Source organism: uncultured Jatrophihabitans sp. (genome assembly GCF_964251945.1).
Classification (GTDB): Bacteria; Actinomycetota; Actinomycetes; order Mycobacteriales; family Jatrophihabitantaceae; genus Jatrophihabitans.
The window spans coordinates 38,548-64,353 of the sequence record NZ_CAXULP010000003.1 but is presented as its reverse complement, the minus strand read 5'-3'; the positions used below and the strand labels follow the sequence as shown (position 1 = coordinate 64,353).

The 25,806-nt window shown below is 67.3% G+C and carries 18 protein-coding genes; 14 read left to right on the top strand and 4 right to left on the bottom strand.

The annotated features are described in order from the left end of the window. Positions 1-21: 21 nt before the first annotated feature. Positions 22-579 carry an acyltransferase gene (locus ACFFBG_RS07740; protein ID WP_375477350.1) on the bottom strand — a complete coding sequence of 186 codons (558 nt, stop codon included), beginning with the start codon at positions 577-579 and terminating at the stop codon, positions 22-24. A 327-nt stretch (positions 580-906) separates the two neighbouring features. Between ACFFBG_RS07740 and ACFFBG_RS07735 the strand changes: the two genes are divergently transcribed. From ACFFBG_RS07735 to ACFFBG_RS07715, 5 genes are all read left to right on the top strand, one after another. Continuing rightward, positions 907-3,810: a protease pro-enzyme activation domain-containing protein gene (locus ACFFBG_RS07735; protein ID WP_375477348.1), complete on the top strand. Its 2,904-nt coding sequence runs from the start codon at positions 907-909 to the stop codon at positions 3,808-3,810. A gap of 362 nt (positions 3,811-4,172) precedes the next feature. After that, on the top strand, positions 4,173-5,615 hold the full coding sequence (locus ACFFBG_RS07730) for an O-antigen ligase family protein (protein WP_375477346.1): 1,443 nt from the start codon (positions 4,173-4,175) through the stop codon (positions 5,613-5,615). 35 nt (positions 5,616-5,650) lie between these two features. Then, on the top strand, positions 5,651-6,217 hold the full coding sequence (locus tag ACFFBG_RS07725; RefSeq protein WP_375477344.1) for a YdcF family protein: 567 nt from the start codon (positions 5,651-5,653) through the stop codon (positions 6,215-6,217). A 24-nt stretch (positions 6,218-6,241) separates the two neighbouring features. Beyond that, a complete protein-coding gene (locus ACFFBG_RS07720) occupies positions 6,242-6,643 on the top strand; it encodes a hypothetical protein (protein WP_375477342.1) in 402 nt (133 codons plus the stop codon). Between the two features lie 57 nt (positions 6,644-6,700). Next, positions 6,701-7,579, top strand: a complete 879-nt coding sequence (locus tag ACFFBG_RS07715) for a hypothetical protein (RefSeq protein ID WP_375477340.1) — start codon at positions 6,701-6,703, stop codon at positions 7,577-7,579. Positions 7,580-7,584: 5 nt separating this feature from the next. On the opposite strand, the gene ACFFBG_RS07710 is transcribed toward ACFFBG_RS07715, so the two are convergent. Beyond that, entirely contained in the window at positions 7,585-8,916 is a 1,332-nt protein-coding gene (locus ACFFBG_RS07710) for a polysaccharide biosynthesis C-terminal domain-containing protein (RefSeq protein ID WP_375477338.1), read from the bottom strand. Between the two features lie 78 nt (positions 8,917-8,994). Further along, the gene (locus ACFFBG_RS07705; protein ID WP_375477336.1) at positions 8,995-9,930 is read right to left on the bottom strand and encodes a glycosyltransferase; all 936 of its coding nucleotides are present in this window, start codon (positions 9,928-9,930) and stop codon (positions 8,995-8,997) included. Between the two features lie 158 nt (positions 9,931-10,088). On the opposite strand from ACFFBG_RS07705, the gene ACFFBG_RS07700 reads away from it, so the two are divergent. From ACFFBG_RS07700 to ACFFBG_RS07685, 4 genes are all read left to right on the top strand, one after another. Beyond that, positions 10,089-11,147 (top strand): NAD-dependent epimerase/dehydratase family protein, encoded by a 1,059-nt coding sequence (locus ACFFBG_RS07700; protein ID WP_375477334.1) that lies wholly within the window; start codon positions 10,089-10,091, stop codon positions 11,145-11,147. Further along, positions 11,144-12,262 (top strand): glycosyltransferase family 4 protein, encoded by a 1,119-nt coding sequence (locus ACFFBG_RS07695; protein WP_375477332.1) that lies wholly within the window; start codon positions 11,144-11,146, stop codon positions 12,260-12,262. The genes ACFFBG_RS07700 and ACFFBG_RS07695 overlap by 4 nt, the downstream gene beginning before the upstream one ends. Further along, complete coding sequence (locus tag ACFFBG_RS07690) at positions 12,243-13,391, top strand: glycosyltransferase (RefSeq protein WP_375477330.1); 1,149 nt, start codon at positions 12,243-12,245, stop codon at positions 13,389-13,391. Before ACFFBG_RS07695 ends, ACFFBG_RS07690 begins: the two co-directional genes overlap by 20 nt. 185 nt (positions 13,392-13,576) lie before the next feature. Beyond that, positions 13,577-19,462 (top strand): Calx-beta domain-containing protein, encoded by a 5,886-nt coding sequence (locus ACFFBG_RS07685; RefSeq protein WP_375477328.1) that lies wholly within the window; start codon positions 13,577-13,579, stop codon positions 19,460-19,462. A 197-nt stretch (positions 19,463-19,659) separates the two neighbouring features. On the opposite strand, the gene glf is transcribed toward ACFFBG_RS07685, so the two are convergent. Continuing rightward, positions 19,660-20,793 carry a UDP-galactopyranose mutase gene (gene glf / locus ACFFBG_RS07680; RefSeq protein ID WP_375477326.1) on the bottom strand — a complete coding sequence of 378 codons (1,134 nt, stop codon included), beginning with the start codon at positions 20,791-20,793 and terminating at the stop codon, positions 19,660-19,662. Positions 20,794-20,975: 182 nt separating this feature from the next. On the opposite strand from glf, the gene ACFFBG_RS07675 reads away from it, so the two are divergent. The 5 genes from ACFFBG_RS07675 to ACFFBG_RS07655 all read left to right on the top strand — a co-directional run bounded on the left by ACFFBG_RS07675 (position 20,976) and on the right by ACFFBG_RS07655 (position 25,804). Next, positions 20,976-21,797 carry a hypothetical protein gene (locus ACFFBG_RS07675; RefSeq protein WP_375477324.1) on the top strand — a complete coding sequence of 274 codons (822 nt, stop codon included), beginning with the start codon at positions 20,976-20,978 and terminating at the stop codon, positions 21,795-21,797. A 113-nt stretch (positions 21,798-21,910) separates the two neighbouring features. Continuing rightward, the gene (locus ACFFBG_RS07670) at positions 21,911-23,206 is read left to right on the top strand and encodes a hypothetical protein (protein WP_375477322.1); all 1,296 of its coding nucleotides are present in this window, start codon (positions 21,911-21,913) and stop codon (positions 23,204-23,206) included. Further along, entirely contained in the window at positions 23,203-24,258 is a 1,056-nt protein-coding gene (locus ACFFBG_RS07665; RefSeq protein ID WP_375477320.1) for a hypothetical protein, read from the top strand. Before ACFFBG_RS07670 ends, ACFFBG_RS07665 begins: the two co-directional genes overlap by 4 nt. A gap of 137 nt (positions 24,259-24,395) precedes the next feature. Then, the gene (locus ACFFBG_RS07660) at positions 24,396-24,896 is read left to right on the top strand and encodes a hypothetical protein (RefSeq protein ID WP_375477318.1); all 501 of its coding nucleotides are present in this window, start codon (positions 24,396-24,398) and stop codon (positions 24,894-24,896) included. After that, positions 24,893-25,804, top strand: a complete 912-nt coding sequence (locus ACFFBG_RS07655) for a hypothetical protein (RefSeq protein WP_375477316.1) — start codon at positions 24,893-24,895, stop codon at positions 25,802-25,804. Before ACFFBG_RS07660 ends, ACFFBG_RS07655 begins: the two co-directional genes overlap by 4 nt. Positions 25,805-25,806: the final 2 nt, after the last annotated feature.

Below are 25,806 nucleotides of genomic sequence, written 5' to 3'. Positions count from 1 at the left end.
GCGACACTCGCTGGCCCGGCTTTACCGGTCCGGCGTCACATCGCTGCTGCTCAACGGCTGGAGAAATGATGTGTCGACAATGCTGTCGACCCGCTCGCGGTAGGTGGCTCCGCGCTGCTCGCGCTGCCACCGCCAATGTGTGGTCACCTTCGCGCGATAGTTCTCGAAATCGCCGATGATGCGAGCGGGGTTCCCGCCGACGATGACGCCCGCGGGGACCGATCGGTGCACTACGGATCCGGCTGCAATGACACAACGATCTCCGATCTGCACTCCCGGCATGATGATGGACCGAGCGCCGATAAAGCAATCCGAACCGATAGCGATCGGCGCATAGCGGAACGGACGGTCGCCGTCCTTTTTGAAAAGCCAACCGCCACCGTCATGCGTGACGAAAAGGACCTCGCTGCTCACGGTCACCCGGTCACCAATTGTGATGAGCCACGGTTCGGAACTGACTCGGAATGAGAGAATACGACAGTCTTGCCCGATCGACGCGCCGAGCGACCGGGCCGCTTTAGAAGAGCCGCGAATTCTGCGCAGCGCAACCCACTTGATTCGGTCGGCAATTGTCGTCATAACCAAAGACTACTCGGGCCGGGGTGATCGACTGAGTAAACAAGCCGAAACTTACAAGCGAAGTTCCAACAAGCCGCCTTTCGCAACGAAATAGACATGTCGGGCTAATCGCGATCGCTGGCACGGGCCCCGTCTCCTTGGATCAACCCTTCGCGCACTGGCGCTCTCACGCCGAGTGGGCGGCGGGAGTCGTCGTCTGCGTGCCGGAAACACTTCTCAAGTGTTTAGGACTGGTATTCCTCAGCTCGCACTTAAGCCGTTCCGCATGCGCGGGACGAGTGTCATCGGGGGAGTGTTCTGATGTTTGTTCGCCGGGCGAACTTTCGCGTGGGGTTGGTTGTCGCTGCTGTCGTCGGCTCGCTGGCGGTCGCAGCCGGCCTCGGATCGTCCGGGGCGTCGTCGGCGCCCCTCGTCAGTGGAACGTTGAAGGCGGCCGGTCCGGCCATCACGGTGCCAAAGCAGGTGGCCTCGAACCAGGCGTCCGATCTCGGCCCGGCGGCGGCCAGCCAGAAGATCAGACTGGTGCTGGGCCTCACCCGACCTCACGCTGCCGAGGAGAAGGCGTTCCTCGCGACCCTGCAGGACCGCAGCTCGCCGAACTATCACAAGTACCTGACGGCAGCGCAGTGGAACGCGCGGTTCTCGCCCTCCACGGCCAGCGAGCAGAAGGTCGTGGCCTGGGCCAAGGCGCAGGGTCTGACGGTGACGCAGCGCTACGCGAACCGCCTGCTTGTGGACGTCAGTGGCAATGTCGCGACGATCGACAAGGCGCTCGGCGTCGCCGTCGAGAACTACCAGCTCGGCGCGAAGTCCTTCTACTCGAACAAGGCGTCAGTGGCCCTGCCGTCGGCCATCTCGTCGCTCGTCACGTCCGTCGGCGGGCTGAACAGCCTGCAGTCGCTGTCGCCGAACAACCCGCAGGCGCGTTCGAACTTCAAGCCGTACTCGGCCGGCCCGGCGAAAGCCGCTGCGGGCAGCGGGCACGCAAACGGCAGCCTCGCCGCGCTGAAGACCGCATTGGCCAAGTCGAAGGCAAAAGCGAAAGCCAAGGCTAAAGCGACGCCCAAGTCAGGCGTGCAGCCGGCCACCACCAGCGGCTTCTACGACCCGAGCGACATCTACAACTCGCAGGCCTACGACGTCGATACGCTCAACACCTACCGCCGGTGCTGCAACCCGACACACGCGGCGAATGTGACGCCGCCGGCAACCAGCATCGCGATCAGCACCGTCGGCACGCACGCGGGCAGCGACTTCAGCGGCTTCCAATCCCAGTATCCGTACCTCGCGTACCACTACCAGGAGTACTACATCGACGGCACGCCCAGCGGCGGCGACCTCGAAGGCACGATGGACCTCGAATGGGCCACCGCGATGGCCAACAGCTTCGGCTCGTACATCGACACCGCCATGGTCTATCTGTACAGCGGAGCGAACGCGCAGACCTCCACGTTCACCGACATCTGGAATCAGATGCTCTCCGACGGCCACGCCCGCACGATGAGCACGAGCTGGGGCTGCGCCGAGTCCTACTGCTACGACACGGGCACGATGAACACCGACGACGGCATCTTCAACTCGATGGTGGGCCAGGGTTGGACCCTCGTCGGCGCCTCCGACGACAAGGGCGCCTACGCGGACTGCTCGCACGTGAGCGTCGAGTTCCCGCCGTCCGACCCAAACATGGTGTCGGCGGGCGGAACCGACCTGCAGGCTGTCGGCAGCTTCTCCTCGGAGACCGCGTGGATCGGCAGCACGTCCAGCGGCAGCTGCGCCAGCAACGGCGGTGGCGGCGGCGGTGGGTGCAGCACCTACTTCTCCCTGCCGAGTTGGCAGTCGGGGAAGATCAACGGCGTCTGCTCGTCTGGGCGCGCCGAGCCGGACGTGTCCCTGAACGCGGGCATCGGCCAGAACATCTATTACGGCGGAACGCTGCGGGCGAGCGGCGGCACGAGCATCGTCGCTCCGGAGTTGTCCGGCATATTCGCGCAGACGAATTCCTGGCTCGGCGCGTTGGGCAATGTCTGCTCCGGCAGCACCGCCTGCCCGACGATCGGCAACCCGCTGCCGCACATCTATATATCCAACAGCGCGCGGCACAATCCCTTCTACGACATCACGTCGGGGTGCACGACGAACGACGCTGGCGGCGGCTACTGTGCGATCGCCGGCTACGACAGGGCCACTGGGCTTGGCTCCATCAACGTCTACCAGTTCGTCCGGGCGCTGGCGTACTGGGCTGTGCCCGAAGCGACTGCTCCGTCGGTCGCGTTCAGCGGCCCGGGCAGCGGTTACCACAACGGCGGCACGATCAGCTGGACGGTGACCGACGGCGGCTCACCGGCGACCGGCGTTGAGGGCTACACCGCCCAGTGGGGCTCCGACCCTGGTGACCCGACCACCGAGCCGCACGGTGGCAGCGGCAATCCGTTCTACAGCGGGCCGGCAAGCAAGCTGTCGACCACGGGCTCGGCGACCGTCGCCTCTGGCGGCACCGGCTGCAACACGCTCTATGTGCGGTCGTGGGACAACATCGGCGACTCGTCGGTGTACAGCTACCCGTCGTGTTACGACGCCACTGCGCCAACCATCACCTCTTCGGTGTCGAACAAGCTGCTCACCGGGCAGGAGTCGTCGTTCAACCCGCGGGTCCAGACATCGTGGGTGGCGACAGATGCCACTAGCGGTATCAATGGCTACTACGTTTACCGCAGCACGGACGGCGGCTCATACACCTCCCTCGGCTACCAAACGGCGAATTCGATCATCGAGTACCTGCCCACGCATCACCACTACCGGTACGAGATCTACGCGCGGGACAACGCCGGAAACAACTCCGCACCCAAGACATCCGCCAACTTCTACCTGCACGAGGCGGAGGACACGGACAGCAGCCTGATCTACTCGGGCGGATGGGGCTCGCAGAGCCTCTCCGGGGCGAGCGGTGGGAGCGTTAAATACACCAAGGTGGCTGGCAAGACCGTGAAGTTCACCTTCACCGGCACGAGGTTCGCGTGGATCAGCTCTTATGGCACGGACCGCGGATCGGCGACGGTATCGGTGGATGGCGGAACGGCGCAGACGGTGAACACGAACCGCAGCGTGACAACGCGTGCCGACGCCGTATTCGCCGGCAGTTACGCGTCTGGTACACACACCGTCACGATCACGAATCTCGCCACCAGCGGGAAGCCGCGGATCGACATGGACGCGGTGGTCTGGATCAGCTGATATGTGACGCCGTTCCAACCAGCGTTGGCGAGGTGCCCGCGGAGATCTTCCGTGGGCACCTCGCTTCGTGCGTAGACTCGCGTGTGCCGCATGGCCAAACGGAGAACCAGTTGCGCGCTGCGCAATCCGTGACATCTGTCACCTGCGCCGCGCCGACGTGTGTGGCCCTCGTTGTGCGCTCCGGCCGGCTTCACCGTACCGTTCGTCAGGGGCCCATCTCATTCGCAGTTCTCGAGACGGCTCTTGGGTGCATCCGATTCTAGAGCCAGAGCAGGGCCACCCTGCGACGCCTGATATATGCGGTTAGGAGAGGTGCAGTGGGGGAGTGGACGGCGGCAGTTGCCGTAGTCGGGGCATGTGCCGTGTTTCTGCTCGCACTGTTTTGGACGTTCTCGCTGACACCGATATCGCGCCTTCGCGTTCTCGGCTGGATCAACATATTGCAATGGCGCGTGCCTGCCTTGCTCCAGACGACGACGCAGGGTGCGTTCACCGTGCTGTTCCTGCCGGCGGCGCTCATGAACTGTCGCGCTGCGTTGCGAATACCGGTCGTTCGCCTGGTTGCCGCGTTGGCCCTGATTGATGCGCTAGTCATCGGGTTTTCGCCGAGCGTCGGCGAAGGCATTCGCGGCACACTGCCGGTCATCAACCTGTTCGTCGCACTGGTCTTTGCTCACCAGCTCTGGGCTGCCGGCCGGAATCCGCTCACCGCAGTGATGACCTCGTTGTCGCCACTCGTCGTGCTTTCTGCAATATCGACGATTGTGTTCCGCCTGTCGCCTGCCATCGAGCACAGTTATCTGACGTCGTGGCTGGGCGGCCGCCTGCTAGGACAGGGCGCGACGCTGATTTACACGACGCTGCCGAACAACGTGGTGCTCAGCTACAAAGCCGGCGGCGTGTTCTTCGTCAACGGAAACCAGGCCGCGCTGTTCCATGGCGTATGTCTGCTGGCTTATAGCGCGTGTGCCTTCCACGGACGTCGCCGGCTGTGCACCGCAATGGCGGTGCTGTGCGCAACCGCCGTGGTGGCCACTGGGTCGAATACCGGAATTCTGTTATTGATCCTCGTGCCGATAGCATTGGTGGTCCTCCGACAGATTGTGCGGTCGCGGATCAGGCTGGTCTGGTTGTCGCTGGGCACCGTCGTGGTCATCGGCGGCGTCGCCTTGGTCGCGTCGGTTCTGAGCCTGCTATCTGGCGGTCAGGACACAGCTACGGGTCGGATTAACGACGCGGACGACACGTTCGCGGTTCGCGAGCGCATCTGGGGAGTCGGGCGGCACCTCTTCGACGCGCACCCGTTGAGCGGTTTGGGTTGGGGCGGCTGGTCCCGCTCGTTCGCCGAGGCACCCGAGTTCACGCAGTTCGTGCGGGTGTTCCCACCGCACAATTTGATCATCGCCGCATGGTCGGACAGCAGTTTGCTCGGCGCGTTCGTTTTGGTGGTAATCATTGTGACGTTGCTGGTTCAGGGCCTCCGACGCCTGCCGTCGCGACTGGGCACTCCGGATGAGTGGCCAACACTCTTGGTCATCGGCATGGTGATCTGGATCACGGCCCATGGAATGGGCGATAACACGTTCGTATATGGCACCGAGCACACCACGGTTATCTACGCCGCCGCCATTATCGTTCTTCTCTGCGGGCGGCCGCCGCTCGTCGTGGACAGTGCCGCAGGTGCGTTGCCGAATAAGTCAGACTCGCCGCGTGGGCTGAGCGAGAAGATCCCACGTGGGCCGAAGCCAGGCCGGGTGCCGGCAGTCGCAACCGACTATCGCGGTGCGAATGCGCGTAGCCGTTGAGCTGGCTGTCAGAACAAGATCAGTCGCGTCGGCAAGTGCCTCGCCGTTCGTTCCGAGGGCCGCTCCTAGCGAAGGCGGTGGTGCGCCTTCTGTTGATTCTCATCATCGGGTGGTCGGTGGCGACGTATTTCTTAGTTGTCCGGCCCAGCCTGCAATCTCCGCCGCGGCATGTCGACGCGGTCGTCGTGCTCGGTCCGGCGAGCGTCGCAGGGGCCTTGAATCTAGGTATCCAAGACGTGCGTCGAGGTGCGGCCACCACGTTGGTCATCTCGACGGCGGAAGCCGGTTTCGACAATCATCTGTGCAACGTGCTCTTGCGGCCCGGCGCACGCACAGTATGTTTCTTCCCCCACCCGGCCACGACGGCCGGGGAAGCACAGTTCGTGTCCGTGTTGGCCCGGCGGTCGAAGTGGTCGAGTGTGACGGTGATTACCGGTCGCTACCACGCAGCGCGGGCGGCGTTCCTCTTGCGGCGGTGCTTCGCTGGTCGGGTTTACGCGGTAGGAGCAGATCGTGGGCTGCGGTGGTCCACCTGGATAAGGCAGATCTTCTACGAGTCAGGCGCGTGGCCGAAGGCGCTCGCGCGTCACGACTGCTCCTGACGGCAAGAGGAAGTGAATCCAGCAATGGCCGTCGTCAAGGCCGCGTTGCGGTCGTGGACCGTCTGGCTAGCCGTCGTGGCGGTCGCCGGCGTGCTCGTCAACGTCGCGTCCGTGGAGGTGAGCGCGGGTCGTCGCCACCATGCAGTGTTCCGATTGGCCGGGCAGGGCACTGTGCGCATCGTTGAGTATCGCCACAACCTCGACGGCAAGGCTGAAACCCGCATCGTTGCCCGCATCGCCCTGCCGTGGACCGTGGCGCGGGACTTCGCTTCGGCAACCGCGGATTTCGGATTTTCCGCGAGGTCGTATTCCCACCTGACAGCTGTGCCGCTGTCCTGCGAACTCGTGGTCGACGGCCGGCTTGTGTGGCATGACTCCGTATTCGCGCGGGACGCGCAGGTCGCGTGTTACGCAAGCGCGCTATAGCGACAGAGAGCCCTCTACGGCCGCCGATGCGGCGCGGTGGCCGGGTATCCTCGCCTAGTGTCCGCGTCTGGAAGGAAGCTGCGTAAAGCTCGACTGCTGATCAGTGACACGGCCATCCAGTCGCTCATTCGGCTTTCCGCCCGCTTCAACCGACGACGCATCACTGACGAACGATCGGATGCGATCGTCTCTTTGACCACTTATGGGCATCGTTTGCGCACGGTGCACCTGGGGATCGAGTCCATTGCGTGGGGCAAGAGTCGGCCGTCCCGAATATTGTTGTGGCTGAACACCGATGAGATGGTCGCGATTCCACGTGCGCTTCGACGCCTCAGTGATCGCGGGCTCGAGATATTGGGGACCCCCGACCTCGGACCGCACAAAAAATACTATCCGTATGTTTCAACTTCGAGCGATTTGGCTAGCCCGCTGGTAACCGCCGACGACGACGTCATCTATCCCCGGCGATGGCTCAGCGATCTATTGGCGGCGCACCACTCCGATCGGGAGTCGGTGCATTGCCACCGCGCATGGTCGATACTCATCAAAGACGACGCTGTCGCGCCCTATCTGCAGTGGCGGCCGTGCACTAGTACGACTGCGAGCCACTCTCATTTCACAACGGGCGTGTCCGGTGTGCTTTATCCCGTGCGCGCGCAGGAGGTGCTCCGCGCCGCCGGGGATGACTTCGTGAACACCTGCTTTCGAGCGGACGACGTGTGGATCAATGCAAAAGTCGCTGAAGCGGGGATACGGGTCCGACAGATCAGATCCAGCGGACCGCGATTTCCGCTCATCCGTGGGACCCAAGCGGAAGCACTGTGGAGAACGAACATTCGAGGAGAGTCTCAGAATGACGAATACATCAAACGAACATACTCTCGCGAGGCCCTAAGACGGGTTCTGCTCGACGCGGAACCGGCAACAAAGGAGTAGGTCCATCACGCGGGCTTTGGGGCGCGCCGACGAGCGACGCCCAAGAGCCCGCTGCCGATGACCCTGAGATCGGCAGGTCGAACCAAGTAGAAGTCACGAGTGCGTAGCTTCCCGCCCCGGGTCATGAACACTATGCATCCGTTGCTCGAGATCACGTTGCCGGCCAAGGTCGCATAGGCGGCGCCGTACGCCCCGTAGTGCGGCACCAGCAAGACGAGCAGGCCGATGTTGACGACGCAGGCGAACGTCAGCGACAAGCTGCGCATCCCGGGCCTGCCGCGGGCGCTGAGTCCCGAGCCGGCGATCGACCCCGGTGTGCCGAGCGCGACCGCGATGATCAGCACGATCGCCACGCCCGTGGCCGGCCTGAACTGCGAGCCGAAAGCGGCTGGCAACCATAGCCACAGGGTGCCGCCGATCAATCCCGCGACCGCGACGCTCAGCGCGAAGGAGACCCGAGCCGCCCGGGTGAGCTCGTCGTCGTTGCCGCGCGCCGCGTCGGCGGAGAACATGACCTCGCGCACCGCCGTGTTCACGATCAGCGGCAACTCGCCGATGCTGACGGCGACCGCGTAGAGCCCGAGCTGATAAGCGGCCGACAGCGGGGTCATAATCGTTTGATCCAGCCGGGACAACAGCACGCCCGAGACAGCGCCGACCCAGACCCGCGATCCGTAACGCATCATCAGCCCGGTGACGCCGTCGGTGACGGCGGCAGTGGTCACCTCCGCGGTGACCGGCATTCGCAGGTAGGCAAGCGCGCCCACCGAGGGGGCCAGACTGATCGCCAACGTCGCGGTCAGCGTGTCGAGCCTCCCGATCAGCGCCAGCACGACGATCGACACCAGGCGAAATGCGGCGTTGATCATCCGTTCCCTGGTCACCCGCTTCCAGAAGTGCTCACCAGCCGCAGCGCCTCGCAACACGGCGGTAAACAGGCCGGGGATGATCAGCGCCGCGCTGACGATCATGAGCCGGCGGATGGTGTGATCTCCACCGCTGAGCGGGCCCGACAGCGCGATGACCGCCAAGCACGTGACGGTGCTAGACAGCAGGATGATCCGGATGGCATGCCGCAGTGCCATCCGGCGGGCGAGCTGCCGCCGCGCCACGAAATAGGTCACTGCGTCTGGGACGCCGAGGGTCGCGCATGACGTCGCCAGCAGAAACGGCGCTGTGGCTGCCGCGACCTGGCCGCGCTCGGTGACCCCGAGGGCGTGCGCGAGGATCGGCGCCGTGACCACGGCGGCCGCGATGGGCGCCAGGTTGCCGAACGCGTTCGTCACCATCCGCGAAGACAGCGACACCTTGGCGGCCTTCGATTCCGCCGTGGCCACGCGCTCCACTGGGGCGCGATGCCGACCTTCGGTCATCAAAGCGCCCCGCGATCCGCAGTCGTCACGCGCTCGGCGAGGTCAGAGGTCAGCTGTCAGGTCGTCGCGTGTCAGCTCGTCCACTTCGCGGTAGACCGCGAGGCCACGAGCTTCGAGAGCACGACAGGCTTGCACCTGGTGATCGTCGACGTGCTCTCGACGGACCGAGCGGCGCGGAATCAGGATCGGCTTCTTGCCGCGCTCGAGAATGTGGATCGCGGTGCCGATGCCGGCGTGGCTGATCACGACGTCTGCGTTGTCGATCGCTTCGTCGAAGGCTGCCTGCTCCAACTCGAGTTTCGCGATGCCGGGAAGATCGTCGCGGTCAGTGACCCCCAGCTGCCAGACGACAGACGCGTCTGCGGGCAGGCAGCGCAGCACGGCGTCCACCATGCTGTCGAACCGCCATGGCCGGACGGTGCCCAACGTGACGAAGTAGCGGGGCGGCCCCGGTGCTCGAACAGCCGGCGTACCGGCGGCCGCCAGGTCGCCGACGATGCTGCCGCGGTAGGTCCACCGCGGGGTGATCCAGGAGACGTGTTGTGCGTATCGCTCGATTCCTGGCACGTAAGCGAGCATCCGCCCGCTGGTGGACGGGCCGTCGAATCGGGAGAAACTCTCGATGAAGACGGCTCGTATCCCGCGTGCGCGAGCCGGCAGCAATGCGCTCAGCGCGACCGCGCCGCCGGTCGAGGCGACCGCGGCGAACTCCCGCGCACGCAGCAGATCGTTGACGATCTTTCCAGCTCGGAGGACTGCGCCGGGTGAGCGCGCGGCGATGTAGGGGACGAAGGTGACCCTGCGTTCATTCGCCAGAGCCCGCGACTGCGCATTCTCGAACGTGACCAGTTCCACGTCGGCGGTGGGCAGCTTCGAAATCAGCCGAAGCGCCTGCACGAGATGGCCGCCGGTTGAAGCAGCCACGAGCAGGCGTTTGCCGTCCAGGTCGAGGGTGGACACCAAATCGCGTTCAGGCACGAATGGACCCCCAGTCCTCGACCCTGACGGTGCCGCAGGGTGTCTGTTTCGCCTTCTTGGTTGGCCGCAAGGCCGGGGAACGCCTGCTGGCCGCCGCGCTAGTGTGTTGCCGATGTTAGCAAACTGGCATAACCCGCGGCGCGCTTCGATGGCGCAATTTGTGTGGCAAAGGTCGCCTGACCCTTTGCCGGCTGCCCGGGATCACGAGCTTAAGACTGCTATTTTCCACGGGTCTGCGGCGCAGCGTCGGTGAAGGCGGTGGAATGAACGTCCTGATAACCGGGGTCGCCGGCTTCATCGGCTCGACCCTCGCCCGGCGCTGCCTCGACCTGGGCTGGACTGTCGTCGGCTGCGACAACTTTTCTCATTACTACGACGTGGAACAAAAGCGGCATAACATCGCAGAAGCCCAAAAAAACGACGCTTTTCGCATGATCGTCGGCGACATCACCGACACAGTGACGCCGGAGCTGCTCGCCGGGGTCGATGTGGTGTTCCACCAGGCCGGTCAGCCTGGCGTGCGCGCGTCCTGGAGCACCGGCTTCGGCGACTACGTGGCTGCGAACATCGTGGCCACCCAGGCCCTCCTCGAGCGTTGCCGCGCAGGCACCACCCGCGTCGTGATGGCCAGCAGCTCCTCGGTCTACGGCAACGCCGAGAAGTACCCGGTGCTGGAGACGACGCCGACGCGGCCGTACAGCCCCTATGGCGTCACCAAGCTGGCCGCCGAACGTTTGGCCGTGGCATATGCGGACAATTTCGGCCTGCCCATTGTGGCGTTGCGCTACTTCACCGTGTACGGGCCGCGGCAACGCCCGGACATGGCGATGCACCGGCTTGCTCGCGCCGCGTTGACCGGCGAGGAATTCGCGGTGTTCGGCACGGGCGAGCAGATCCGCGATTTCACCTACGTCGACGACGTCGTCGAGGCGAACATCGCCGCGGCGACCGCTGCCGTCGATGGCGCGCAGGTGCTCAACATCTGCGGGGGGTCCACCATCACCCTGAACGAGGTAATAGAACTGTTGCGAGAGATGTCCCCGCGTCCGCTCAACCTGCGGCGGCAGGGCGCAGAGCATGGCGACGTGTTCCGCACGGGCGGAGTCAACGACCTCGCGCGGTCTGCGTTGTCGTGGCAGCCGACGGTCGCAGTCGCCGACGGCCTTCGGCGTGAGCTGGACTGGATGGACGACTGGCTCACGAGCGGGGCGTCGTGACCGCCGGGCGGGTTCAGCGTCGAGTGATCATCGACGCGTTCGACCCGCGGAAGACCAAGGCCGGCGGCATCGACACGTGTATTCGTGGCTTGCTCAAGTATCGGCCGGCAGACGTCGAGATCCACATCGCGGGCGTGGACACCCAGGGCGACCTCGAACTCGGGGCGCGGCACGAATGGGACTTCGAGGGATCTCCTTACTCGTTCACCGCGATCGCCCGGCTGGACAACACCGACATGCGTCCGAAGGTCCCGCACACGCTGAAGATGGTCGGCGGCATAGCCCGGTTCAGGCCCGGTCGCGACGCCGACGTCATCCAGTCGCACCGGGCGACCATCGGGGCCTTTGTCGGCCGGACAACGTCGAAACCGCAAGTCCAGTTCTTGCACAACGATGGCGAGACCAACCTGAAAACCGCAGGCGAGTCGTACTTCTCGCGCGCCGCGTGGGCGTATCGGGCGCTTGAGCACGCCACTGTGCGAAGAGCGGTCGACGTCGTGGTCTTCAACGCGGCGGGGGCGGAGCGGCTTCGGGCGGTGAGCGACCGTGTCCGCTTCTCGCCGACGTGGTACGAGCCGTCGATCTTCTTCCCGGCAGGCGTTGCGCGCGCAGAACGGCGCGGCCGGCTGCTCTGGGTTGCCCGGATGGACCCGGCGAAGGATCCCGTGTTGGCGGTGGAGACACTGGCGAACCTCGGTGCGGAATATTCGCTGACCATGGTCGGCGCCGGCACGCTGGCCGAGGAGCCGCGGCGCCGGGCTGCGGAACTCGGTGTGGCAGACCGAGTCGACTTCGCCGGAGTCGTTCCCAAGGACCGGGTGGGGGAGCTCATGCGCGCCCACGACGTGCTGCTGATGACCTCCCATTTCGAGGGCTATCCCCGCGCGGTCGTCGAGGCCCTGGCGTGCGGGCTGCCAGTCGTGTCCACCTTCGGCGGCGAGCCGAACGGGTTGGTCTCCGACGGCGCGAACGGTTATCGCGTCGAACCCCGCGACCCCGCCGCGCTCGCTCGGGCGATCGAGCGGTGCGCCGACATCGGCGCCGACGCGTGCGTCTCGTCGGTCAGCGGGTTGAGCGCGGCGGAAAGGGTGCCGGATGTCCTCGGTTGGCGATGACGCCGATGTGCTGCGTGGCCGGCCGATCACCTTTCTGATCCATTCGCTCAGCGGCGGCGGCGCGGAGTTCGTGACCCGCGTGTGGGCGACGACGCTGGCCGCCCGCGGCCACGATGTACGGGTCCTGATGACGAATCCCGGCGACGCCGAGCCGCAGCTGACAGGTGTGCGGCAGTCGCGGTTGGGCGGCCAGGGCTCTGGCCGACGGGGGCAGATCGTCGCGTTGCGGAGACTGCTAGCAAGCGCGCCGGACCAGGTGGTCATCTCGATGATGACCCGGTCGAACATCGTGCTGCTGTCTGCTGTGGCCACCTTGAGGTCGGGGCGCAGACCAGTCAGCGTGATCAGCGAACGCAACATGCCCTATGTCGAACGATCGCACTCTGTGCCTCATCGGGCGTTTCGACGGTCGGCAGTCCGCTTGTTGTATCCGATCGCGGATCAATTCGTCGCGATCTCGCACCCCGTCGGCGCGGTGTTCACCGGGCTGGCGGCTCTCGAGCGCACCCGTGTCGCGGTAGTGCCGAATCCCGCGCTCGGCAAGGCCGGCGTGCTGACCGGCGCAGGAGTGGACACCGGGCGAGCCGGGGGTCCGCTGTCGATCGTGGTGCCGGCGCGGCTGGTGGCCAAGAAACGGCCGCTCCTCGCTGTCGAGGTCGCCGACGTGCTGGCGGCGCAAGGGCACGATGTCCGGTTGATCTTCTTCGGCGACGGCGACATGCGGCCCGAGCTCGAAGGACTGTCGCGTGCCTACCCGATCGAGCTGCGTGGCTGGGTGGACGCCTGGTATGACGAGCTGCCCGGTGGCGCCGTGGTCTTGTTGACATCGGCGGTGGAGGGCTTCGCGAACGTCCTGGTCGAGGCCGCGAGCCGCGGAGCGCCGTCGGTGGCGCCCTCGACAGCGATGGGGTGCGCCGACGCGATCGTGCCCGGAGTGACCGGCGTGCTGACCCTTGGCGACGAAGCGCGCGACCTGGCGGCCGGGGTCTTGCAGGCCGCCGCGATCACCCCGGCCATCGACAGCCCGTGGTTGGCGAGGTTCACAGCCGAGGCGAGCACCGCAGTGCTCGAGCAGGCTCTCGGCGACGCCGTCCGCCACCGGCGAAGGCTAGACCAGCGACAGACGTGACCGAACGATGAAAGGAAACGAGTTCCGAGGAATCATTTTCCGTCGAGTGTGAAAGACGGCTGAGGTCTGTTACGTTCCGCCCGTCGTATTAGCCGGGGGGCGAGCTCGTGAGCATTTCGTCGCGCATCTTTCGTTTGTCGCGTTATGTCCTGTTGTTGCTCTTGGGTGCTGGCGCTGCCACAGCAGTGATCGCGGCGTTCGGCCAGTCGGCTTCGGCAACGCCGACCTGCACGATCTACTGGACAGGCGCCAGCTCGACGACGTGGAGCAGCTCGGCCAACTGGTCGTTGAGCGACGGCGGGCCGTCGGCCGGCGGCACGCCGGCGAACAGCGACTACGCGTGCATGTCGACGTCTCCGGTCCGCTCGACGGTCATCGCGAGTTCCACCAACCGGACAATCGCGGGCATCAACTTCGCGAAGACCGCCACCGTCACGCCGAGCCTCGAATTGCAGGGCGGCACGTTCTCGGTCAACACCAACGCCTCGACGATCAACAATCTTCAGGTCGACGGCGGCGGTCTCGGCGGCACAGCCGCGCTGACTCTCACCGGCACCCCGCAGCTCAGCGGGTCGACGATCTCCGGTTCCGGGGCGAAGATCATCCCCGCTGGCGTCACCACCGAACTGACTAACAGCCTCAACCTCGGTTCCAACTCCTCGCCCGCGGCGACCGGACTGCTGCAGGTGAACGGCACCCTCACCATCGATCAGGGCGTGGGTGTGTACCTGGCAGCGCCCTCGAGTGGCACCGCCGTCACGCTGACCAACGCCGGCACCATCAACCTCGGCGACGGATCGGCCGTGAATGAGAACGGCAGCGGCGTGGTGCCCAAGTTCAGCAACTCAGGCACGCTGATCACGGCCGCCGGAACCAGCGTCGACAGTATTTCGACCCAGTTCACGAATACCGGCAGCGTGCAGGTGGCTGGGGATGCGCTCAACATCTCGGGCGACAACGTCACCGGCACCACCGACACCGGCACCTGGAACGCGTCCACGTCCCAGGTTCAGTTCGCCTCCGGCACCCGATCGCTGACGGCCGGCTCGATCAGCGGCGCCGCGGGCGCGCAGGTTTCCGGCGCGACGGTCACCTTCGCCTCGAACTACGCTGTGTCGGCGCTCGACATCGAGTACGGCACGGTGAAGGGTTCGCCTGCGGTCACCACCGCGGTGCTGAACGGTGGGACGCTGACCGGCGCCGGGACGTTGACGGTGCCGGCGAGCGGCACAACCAAGCTGTGCGGGGTGACGCTCGATTCCGGCTATCGGCTGTTGAACAAGGGCACGATGTCGACCGACAGCACCAACTGCTACTTCACGAGTGTCACCGGCGGCGGCCAGATCGAGAACGCCGGCAGCTGGACGGTTACTGGCGACGGCACCTACGGGCTGAGCGCCGACGTGAACACGACTGACGGCGTCACCAACGATTCCGGGGCCACTTTCACGGTCTCCCTCGACGCAGCAGGCGACAACTGGTCTCTCACCCCGCCCTACACCAACGCCGGATCGGTGTCGGTGACGGCAGGCTCGTTGACCCTCAATTCCGGCAACGTCGGATCGACGACCGACTCCGGAACGGTGGCGCTGTCGAGCGGGACGACGTTGAATCTCCCGGGCGGGACGCGGTCGGTGTCGGCGGGTTCGGTGACGGGGGCCGGCACGCTCGAGGTGTCCGGCGCGGCGGTGACTTTCGGCTCCGGCGTCACGTTGTCGAGCCTGGATCTGGAGGGGGGCTCGGTGGCCGGCTCGCCGTCGGTCTCTCGGGCGGTGCTGAACGGCGGGACGCTGACCGGTTCGGGCACGTTGACGGTGCCGTCGAGCGGGACGGCGTCGCTGTGCTCGGTGACGATCGACTCCGGTTACCGGCTGCTGAACAAGGGCGCGCTGACGTCTGACACCGGCTGTTACTACCCGACGTTGAGCAACGGCGGCCAGATCGAGAATGCCGGCACGTGGACGGTCACCGGCAACGGCAACTACGGGATCGTCAGCGACAGCAACACCTCGGACGCGATCACGAACGACGCCGGGGCGACGCTCACCGTCTCGCTCTCCGCGACCACCGCGCAGTGGTACCTCTATCCGGCGTTCACGAACGCCGGGACGATCTCGGTGACCGAAGGCACGATCTGGCTGTCGAACGGAAACGTCGGGTCCACCACTGACTCCGGCACTGCGGCGTTGTCGAGCGGCGCGACGCTGGACTACGGCGGCGGGACCCGGTCGGTGTCGGCTGGTTCGGTGACCGGCGCCGGCACGCTCGAGGTGTCCGGCGCGACGGTGAACTTCAGCTCGGGTGTCACGCTGTCCAGCCTGGATCTCGAGTCCGGCACGGTGACCGGCTCGCCGTCGGTGACCCGCGCGGTGCTGAACGGCGGGACGCTGACCGGGTCGGGGACGTTGACAGTGACGTCCAGCGGCACCGCGTCGGTGTGCGCGCCGACGATCGACTCCGGTTACCGGCTGCTGAACAAGGGCGCGATGACCACCGACACCAGCTGCTACTACGTGTCGCTCACCAACAGCGCCCAGATCGAGAACGCCGGCACCTGGACGGTCACCGGCAACGGCAACTACGGGATCAACAGCGACGGCACGTCGAACTCGATCACCAACGACGTGGGCGCGACGCTCACCGTCTCGCTCAGCGCGACCAGCGCGCAGTGGTACCTCTATCCGGCGTTCACGAACGCCGGGACGATCTCGGTGACCGAAGGCGCGCTGTATCTGTCCAACGGCAATGTCGGGTCGACGACCGACACCGGCACTGCGGCGTTGTCGAGCGGCACGACGCTTAACTACGGCAGCGGCACGCGGTCGGTGTCGGCCGGCTCGGTGACCGGCGCCGGCACGCTCGAGGTGTCCGGCGCGGCGGTGAACTTCAGCTCGGGTGTCACGCTGTCCAGCCTGGATCTCGAGTCGGGCACGGTGACCGGCTCGCCGTCGGTAACTCGGGCGGTGTTGAACGGCGGCACGCTCACCGGCTCGGGGACGCTCACGGTGCCGGCGAGCGGCACGGCGTCGCTGTGCCAGATCACGATCGACTCCGGTTACCGGTTGTTGAACAACGGCGCCATGACGACGGACAGCACGAACTGTCCCGTTTACCTGACCGGCGGCGGGCAGATCGAGAACGCCGGGACCTGGACGGTCACCGGCAACGGCAATTACGGGATCGTCAACAACGACGGCAACAGCTCTAACGCGGTCACCAACGACGCCGCCGCCACTCTCACCGTCTCACTCAGCTCGACCAGCGCGACATGGCCGATCAGCCCGGCGTTCACCAACCAGGGGTTGCTTAAGGCGACGAAGGGCACGGTGCAGCCTTCGACGCTGACCAACCTGTCGTCGGCCGGAACGCTGGCGGGCGGCGGCTACGCGGTCGCCGGCGGCAAGATCGTGTTCCCGCAGGCTGTGGTGAAGAACTCCGCCACGCTGACCCTGGGCTCGACCGGCTCGTTCAGCCCGTCGTTGGCCTCGGTCACGTCGAACACCGGCAGCCTGTCGATCGCGCAGAACGTCACCGCGTCGGGGTCGCTCACCAACTCTGGCGCTGTGGCCGTCAGCGGCTCGGCGATCACCTACCGGGTCAGCTCGTTCGCGCAGTCGGCCGGCTCGACCACTGTGGGCAGCGGCGCGACCTTCAAGTCGGGTTCGTCCGGAACGGCAGCGGTGGCGATCTCGGGCGGCGCCTTGAGCGGCACGGGCACGGTGCAGGGCGCTGTCGCCGGCGTCGGCTCGTTCAGCCCGGGCACGGCCGGCGCCGGCACGCTGACGGTCACCGGAACGTTCGCGCCGGCGTCGGCAGGCTCGACGGCGGTGACCGTCGGTCCAGGTTCGGCGGCCACCCAGCTCGCCGTGTCCGGCGCGGCGACGCTGAACGGCAAGTTGGCGATCAGCTCCGCGAGCACGCCGGCGGTCGGCTCGACGTTCACCGTGCTCACCGCCGGCAGCATCTCCGGCACGTTCTCCTCCATCACAGGTCAGAACATCGCCGCCACCGGCACCTTCTACTCGGTCAGCTACACGTCCACGTCGGTGGTGTTGACGGTCAAGGCGTTCCCGACGATCAGCGTCGGGTCGGCGTCGGTGGCCGAGGGCAACTCCGGAACCACGAACCTCGTGCTGCCGGTGACGCTGTCCAGCACGGCCGAGGAGCCGGTGTCGGTCAGCTACGCGACGGCCGACGGCACCGCCACCGCTGGCAGCGACTACACCGCGGCCACCGGCACGGTGACGATCCCGGTCGGATCGAGCGCGTCGTCAATCACCGTGGCGGTGTCGGGCGACACGACCTATGAGCGTGACGAGACGCTGACGGTCACGCTGTCCACCCCCGTGAACGCCACGATTGGCACCGCCTCTGCGACCGGCACGATCACCAACGACGACGCGCCGCCGGTGGTGTCGGTGGGCAACGCGTCGGCCAGCACGAACGCGAACGGCGGCGGATCGGCGGTCTTCACGGTCAGCCTGGGCGGCAACCCGACCGCGCTGCCGTTGTCGGTCAGCTACGCGACTGCCGACGGCAGCGCAGCGGCGGGCACGGACTACACGTCGACATCGGGCACGCTGACTTTCCCCGCCGGCACCACCTCGCAGACGGTGTCGGTGCCCGTCGCCGCGCAGTCCACATACGCCGCGGCGAAGGCGTTCACCCTCAACCTCTCGAGTCCGGTGGACGCGACGATCGGCACATCGTCGGGCACCGCGACGATCACCAACACGAACCCTTCGGTCACCTCGGTGGCGCCGGGTTCGGTGGGGCGTGGCGCGGCGAAGTCGGTGACGATCACGGGGGCCAATTTCGCGTCGGGGAGCACGGTGGCGGTCTCTGGCACCGGGGTGACGGTGGGCGGCGTGACGGTGGTGAGCTCGACGCAGATCACCGCCACGTTCACAGCGTCGTCGAGCGCGGCGACTACTGCTCGTGATGTGAAAGTGACGAGTAGCGGGTTGTCGGCGACGTGCAGCGGGTGTTTCACGGTGACGGCGCCGCCGACGGTGTCCTCGGTGTCGCCTAACGCGATCGCCGCGGGCGCGACGAAGACGGTGACGATCAGCGGGGCTAATTTCCAGTCCGGCGCGAGCGTGTCGGCGGGCACGAGCCGGATCGTGGTGACGGTGACTGCGGTGTCTGGGTCGTCGATCACGGCGACGGTGCATCCGAACACCTCGGCTCCGGCCGGGTCGGCGACGTTGACGGTGACCAACCCGGACGGCGGGAAGGGCACGTGTCCCGGCTGCTTGACGGTCGATGTGGCGCCGACGGTGTCGTCGGTGTCGCCGTCGACGCTGCACGGCGGGGCGAACACGACGCTGACGGTGACCGGAACCGGGTTCGCCAGCGGCGCGGCGTTGACCATCGGCACGACGACGGTGACGGTGTCGAGCGTGAGCGTGGTGTCTTCCACCCAGGTGACCGCGACGGTGGCGGTCGCGGCGAATCCGTCGATCGCGGTGAAGACGGTGACGGTCACCAACACCGACGGCGGCACCGCGGTCTGCAAGTGTTTGACGCTCGCGGCGGCGCCGAGGATCACCTCGGTGTCTCCGTCGACGTTGGGCGGCGGGGCGAGCCGGACGGTGACGGTGAACGGCTCCAATTTCGTGCCGGGCAGCACCGTGTCGGTGACGAGCACGGCGGTGACGGTGTCGAACGTGGTCTACGTGTCGGCAAGCAAATTGACCGCGACGTTCACGGTGGCGTCGTCGGTGTCGGCGGGCGCGAAAAGCGTGGTCGTGAATGACACTGACGGCAGCAGCGGGCACAACGCGGTGCTGACGTTGGCTGCCGGGCCGACGGTGACTGCGATCTCGCCGAGCAGCGGAGCGCACGGCACGAGTGTTCCGATCACGATCAGCGGCACCGGTTTCAGCAGCGACGCGACGCTCACCGCGCCGGGGATCACGTTCAGCGCGGTGACCGTGGTCAGCTCGACTCAGATCACCGCGACCGCGGCGATCTCCTCAACAGCCACGCCCGGCACCGTCGTCATCACGGTCACCAACGGGTCCGCGGGCAACTACGGCTCTCGCGGAAGGAACTTCACCGTCAGCTAGCCGAACCGGTTTCACCCAAAGCGGCCCGCTGGGACATGTCGAGCAGCTTCTGCGGCAGGCATCCTCGCGGTGATGGCCAGGTCACCGTGGTGAGCGCCGCGCCAAGGTCACTTCTACATAGGTGACGACGCTCCTTCGCGCTTCTCCGGTCCCTATGAGATGTACCGTGGCGCAGCTCGTCCAGGCACCGGCGACACTCAGCCGGGCGCGGAGAGCTGGTTGTCCACCAAGCCCAGGGCGGACGCAATCGCCATGTGCATGTCCAGGTATTGATAGGTGCCCAGCCGGCCGCCGAAGAACACGTTCGGCTCCAGCCGGGCACGCTCTCGGTATTCAGCCAGCCGGGCTCGATCGCCCGTCCCGTTGATCGGGTAGTACGGCTCGTCCGACCCCTCGGCGAACCGCGAGTGCTCCCGCATGATCACCGTCCGGTCGTCGGGGTACGCGCGCTCCGGATGGAAGTGCCGGAACTCGTGGATGCGCGTGAACGGGACGTCGAGGTCGGCGTAGTTCATCACCGGCGTGCCCTGGAAGTCGCCGATCGGCAGCGTCTCGAGCTCGAAGTCCAGCGTGCGCCAGCCCAGCGCGCCGTGCTCGTAGCCGAAGTACTCATCCAACGGGCCGGTGTAGACCACTGGCACGTTCGACACCGCGTCGTCGCGCACGTCGCGGAAGTCCACCCCAAGACGCACCTCGATCCGCGGGTGGTCGGCCATCTTCTCCAGCCACGCCGTGTACCCGTCGACCGGCAGGCCTTCATAGGTGTCGGAGAAATAGCGGTTGTCGAAGTTGTAGCGCACCGGCAGCCGGGAAATGATGTCCGGCGGCAGCTCCCGCGGGTCGGTCTGCCACTGCTTGGCGGTGTAGCCCTTCACGAATGCCTCATACAGCGGCCGCCCGATCAGCGAAATGGCCTTGTCCTCGAGATTGGTGATCGGCCCGCCGGCCACTTCCGCGGCCTGCTCGGCGACCAGCGCGCGAGCCTGCGCCGGCGTGAACGCCTTGCCGAAGTACTCGCAGATCGTGCCGAGGTTGATCGGCAGCGGGAACACCCGGTTCTGATAGATCGAGAACACCCGGTGCTGGTAGCCGGTAAACGCGGTGAACCGGTTGACGTAGTTCCACACCCGATCGTTCGAGGTGTGGAAGAGGTGGGCGCCGTATTGGTGGATCTCGATGCCCGTGCTCGGCTCGAACTCGCTGTACGCGTTGCCGCCGATGTGCTCACGCCGCTCGAGAATCTGCACGCGCATGCCCAGCTCGCTTGCGCAGCGCTCGGCCACGGTGAGTCCGAACAGCCCTGAGCCGACGACGACGAGGTCGACGTTCATGCCCGGGGGCCGCCGCGCGGCAGCCAGCTCCTGGTTCGCCGACGGACCACGATTCGCCCGCCCGGCCTCATCTGGTGAGCATAATGGGACGCGGCTCGCGGGCATTTTCGATGGCACCACCTCGGCCCGGCGCGTGCGCGCTTCGACTCGATATGTCGGGATCGGCGTTGTAGCTTTCCACGATGGCGGTCCGGGAGTTGGTGCAGCCGCTGCGCCGGCTGGTGCCCGCCGGCGCTGTGCCCCTGGTCGCCCGAGCCCGATATGCGCGCGTTGAGCACGACGCCGGCCGCCGCGAGCGGGACATCGCCGCGATGCGGCTGCTGCTTGGGGATTCCCGGCCGCCGGACGAGATCCAGGAGCTTGCCGACAAGCACGCGCAATACCGGCTCAACTCCGCCGAGCGTCGTTGGCATGCGGCCCTGCTATGCAACCAGCGCGTCGAGTCGATCGAGATCCTGGCCGACCGCGACCAGAGCAAAGCGGTCGTCCTCACCTTCATGCACCACGGCTACTACGCCGGCTTGTTCGGCTCGTTGGCCGCGCAGGGCGTCGTGTGCGACGTCGTCGTGGATCGGATGCTCGTTGCCCCCGACGCAGTGCCGTGGATGACGCAGCACATCAGGGTCGTGTCCACCGGCGGCACCCGCGTCATCGACAACACGGTCGGGTTCCAGGGCCTCGTCGACGCCGTTCGTCCGGGCGTCGTGCTCGCCATCGCGTGCGACATGCCCGGCCGAACGCCGATCCGGTTCCTCGACCAGTCGCTGCGCGGCAGCTCGGCGGCGGCCCGGATCGCGCACCTGACCGGCGCCGCGGTCGTTCCCCTCACCACCTGGCGCGACGGCGATGGCTTCCGCCTGCGCCTCGAGCAGCCGCTGCAGCCCGCCGATTTCGCCTCCGCCGAAGACCTGCTGCAGGCCGTGCTCGACGTGCACGAACCCGCCGTCGCGGCCGCCCCGGACGCCGTCGAAGACCCGCACCTGCGGTGGGGATGGCCGACCTGACGCCCGCCGAAGTTTAGCCACCGTGTGGTCCGGCGCGAATTCCTCTGTAGCCTTTCAGAGGTGAACTGCCTGCCCGCGGCGCTCCGCGACGCCGGCTGCCGATTCTAGGACGCGTGCCGATCATGACGAGCGTCCAGGCCGACGAGCGGCGTCCGGCCATTCCGCGGTCGAACGCGCTGTGGGGCGTTGGCGACCAAGCGGTCTCGATGGCGAGCAACTTCCTGCTGACGGTGATCGTCGCGCGGGTGAGCAGCCCCCGCGACTTCGGCCTGTTCACGCTGACCATGGCTGGGTTCATCCTCGTGCTCGGTGTCGCCCGGGCGGTGGTCAGCGAGATCGTGATCATCCGGCACGCCGTGCTGGACATCGACGAGCAGCAGGTCGCCTACCGCCAGGCGCTCGGCGCCACCGCTGCGATCGCGGTGCCGCTCGCCGTGATCTTCCTGGCGGCCGAGGCCGCGATTTTCGGGTCGCTGGGTTCGGTCACAGTGATCATCTTCGTCGCGCTGGCGCCGCTGCTGCTGCAGGACGCGGCCCGCTTCCTGTTGATCACGGTCGGCCAGGCGCGCCTCGCCTTCTACAACGACATGGCCTGGCTCGTGCTGGAGCTGGTGGGCTTCGCCGCCGTCCTCGAGCTCGCTGGCCACGGCAGGCAGACCGAGCTGGTCGTCGCCGCGTGGGCCGTCGCCGGCGCCGCCTGCGCGCTCATCGCGTTGCGCCAGCTGCGCTCTTTTCCGCATCTGGCCGGCGGCGCGCATTGGCTGCGGCGCAACGCCGACCTCAGCTGGCCGGCCGTCGTCGAGTTCCTGTCCGGGCAGGGCGCCGCGCAGCTCGTGCTGTTCATCGTCAGCGCCGGCGTCGGGGTGGAGGCCGCGGGCGGCTGGCGCGGCGCCTTCGTGCTGTTCGGGCCGCTCGGCGTGCTGACCACCGGCTTGGGCATGGCGATCGTGCCCGCCCTGGCCCGGCAGTTCCACGACGGCGACCGCAGCTCGGCGCTGCGCACTTGCCTCGTGGCGGCGGCGGTGGTGGCCGGCGCGTCCGCGCTGCTCGGCCTCGTTCTCACCTTCAACCTGTTCTCGATCGGGTCGGAGCTGCTCGGCAAGACTTGGCCGCTGGCCGCCGCCGTCATGGCGCCGGTGGCTGTGCAGAAGACCCTGGAGGCGTTCTCCCTTGGTGCCGTGGTCGGTTTGCGCGGCGCCTCGCTGGTGTCCAGGTCGATGCGCGTTCGGCTCGTGCTCGCCGCGCTGAGCATCGCGGTCGCCAGCTTCTCGTTCGCGACCACCAGCCTGCGGCCAGTCGCCTGGGGACAGGCGGCGGTCATGTCGATCGGGCTGGTGCTCTTCTGGCTGCAGTTGGTCCGCCACGTGCGGAACACGCCGGCCAAGCACCGCGTCGCGGGCCGCACATGAGCACCGACCCCCTGCCGTCGAACTCCTCGCACCTGCCCGGCAGCTCGGCGACGCTGATCACCCGTAGCCGCAAGCGGATCCCGGCGGGCGGCAAGGCCCGGCTGGACATTCGCGAGATCGGCCTGGGTCTGGGCTTCGCGCTCGTCGATCTGGACGCCGACGGCTCGGCGTCCCGCAAGGTCGTGCGCGCGGGCATCGAGCTGCCGGGTGTGCTTCGTGCGTTGCTGGCCCGCGACGGCGGCCCGGTGGTGACGCAGTACCCCCTCGGCGCGCCGTTCGACCGCGTCGTGGCGCGCGTCGGCAGCCGGGCGAAGATCGCGCTCGTGCACGACCTCGACTCCTTGCGCGATGGGGCCGGCGGCGCCGCGGACGCAGCCATGCTCGCCGGCTACGACGCGGTGATCGGGCACACCCCGGCAATGTGCGCATGGCTGCGTGAACGCCTGGGCAACACTCGGGTGATCGAGCTGGGCATGTTCGACTACCTGCTTGCCACGCCGACCGAGCCGCCGCCGCTGGCGCCGTCGCCCGCCCGGCTCGTCGTGGTCGGCAATCTGGACCCGGCCAAGGCCGCCTACCTGTATTCGGCTGGCGGCCTGACCGTGCCCGTCACCGCCTACGGCCCCAAAGCGGACCCGCAGTTGCTGCCGGCCGGTGTGGCGTGGGGCGGCATGCTGGACATGCACCAGCCGGCGCTCGACCATCGCGACGCGTTCGGCCTCGTGTGGGACGGCCGCTCGCCCGACGCCCTGGACGGCGACTTCGGGCGCTACCTGCGCTACAACGCGCCGCACAAGCTGAGCTTCTACCTCGCCGCAGGCCTGCCAGTGCTCGTGCCGGCCGGCTCGGGGATGGCGCCCTTCGTCACGCGGCACGGGGTGGGTGTGGCCGTCGAATCGGTCGCTGCCGCGGCGGAATTCGCGCGCACCTGTAGCCCTGATGTCTGGCAACAGCTCGGTGCGGCGACGCTGCGGCTGCGCGCCGACGTGCTCGCCGGCGCGCACGCCAGTGGTGCGCTCCGGGCCGCGCTGGCCGTCGGGGCCGGCCCGTAGCGCTCGCGGCCGTCAGCGACCTACCGTCACGAACCGCGTCGTCTCGTTGACTTCAGCGGCCAACCGTATAAGGTTCACGTGAAGAAATTTGGCGATTGTTGCGATGGGGGGCCATCGGCATGGCGACGCTGCGCGCAGTGCTAACTGACGAGATCGGCGAGGTCGAGAACGCGTGGTGGCGCGAGGTCGCCCAGCTGACGTTCAACGCCGCGACGCTGGAATGGCTGGTGCGCCGGTTGATGCGCGGCGAGGCGGGGGTCAGCCCGCGGCTCGCCGCCGTGCTGCTGCCGCAGCAGCTCGCGCAGGCGCTGGACGCCGCCGTCAGCTTGACTGACTACTCGATTCCGGTGAGCGCCCGGTCGCAGGTCGTGAGCTGGCTCGAGCAGGTCCGCGAGGTCATCGGCCGGCGCGACGCGCTGATGACCGGCTTCGCGGCCGAATCGTTGTTGTGGACCGTCGCCGCGGACGGCCGACCCGCAGGCGTCCGGGTGTCGCCGGCCGCTCCGCCGTGGCCGCTGGTCGAGCTGGTCGGCGTGAACGCGGCGCTGCGGGCCGCGATCGCCGCCGGCCGGGTGCTGCTCGACGAGCTCGGCGGCGCGGAGTCGCGGTTCGCCGACCTGATGCTCGAGCAGGCATGACGACCAGTCCTTCGACTGAAGCCGCTGCCACCACCACCTCAGGCGTCCGGAAGGCCGTCTTCCGCGATCAGCTGCGCCTGTTCACCGGGATCGCGTTGCCCCCGGCCCTGGTGCCGCTCGCGGCCACCGTGCGCACCAAGCACGCCTGGTCGAACCCGGCCAGCCGCGCCGAACACGTCCGCCAGATGGAGTACCTGCTGGGTTGCAGCGAGCGCGCCGCCGAGGTTCCGGCGCTGGCCTACGGGTACGCGCGGTACATGGCCTTACGCGGCGAGCTGCGTTGGCACCCGCGGTTGATCACCCGGCAGCGCGTCGAGGGGATGCCGGTGCTCACGGGCGATCGCGACGCCTCGCGCGGCGTCGTCCTCAACTTCATGCATCACGGGCAGACCGACGGCGCCTGGGCCTCGCTGCGCCACCTCGGCGTCGAGAACCTCCACTTGATGGCCGTGAAAACAGCCCTGTTGCGCGACGCGCCGGCCTCGTGGAAGCAGCGGCGCAAGATCTGCGAGCTCGGCGCCGTGTTGGTGCCGGCCGACCTGGCCGGCACCAAGAAGACAGTCGGCCTGCTGCGCCGTGGCGAGATCGTGGCCATCGCCTCCGACCTGCCGGGCGACGTCCCGGTCACCTTTCTGGGCCGGCGCGTCGGGGCCGCCTTCGGCGCAGCGCGTCTGGCCTGGATGACGGAATCGCCGGTCGTCCAAATGACGGCGCACACCGGCCGCGACGGCGCGTACATGCAGTTGCACGCCCCGCTCGAGCCGCGGTCGTTCCCCGACGCGAAGGCGCTGCTGCAGGAGATGCTGCGGCGCTTCGAGCCCGCCGTGCTCGCCTGGCCCGAGGCCGTGGAATTACCGCTGTCCCGGTGGACCGCCCTCGAGCCCGCGCCCGCCGACGACCGGGCATGACC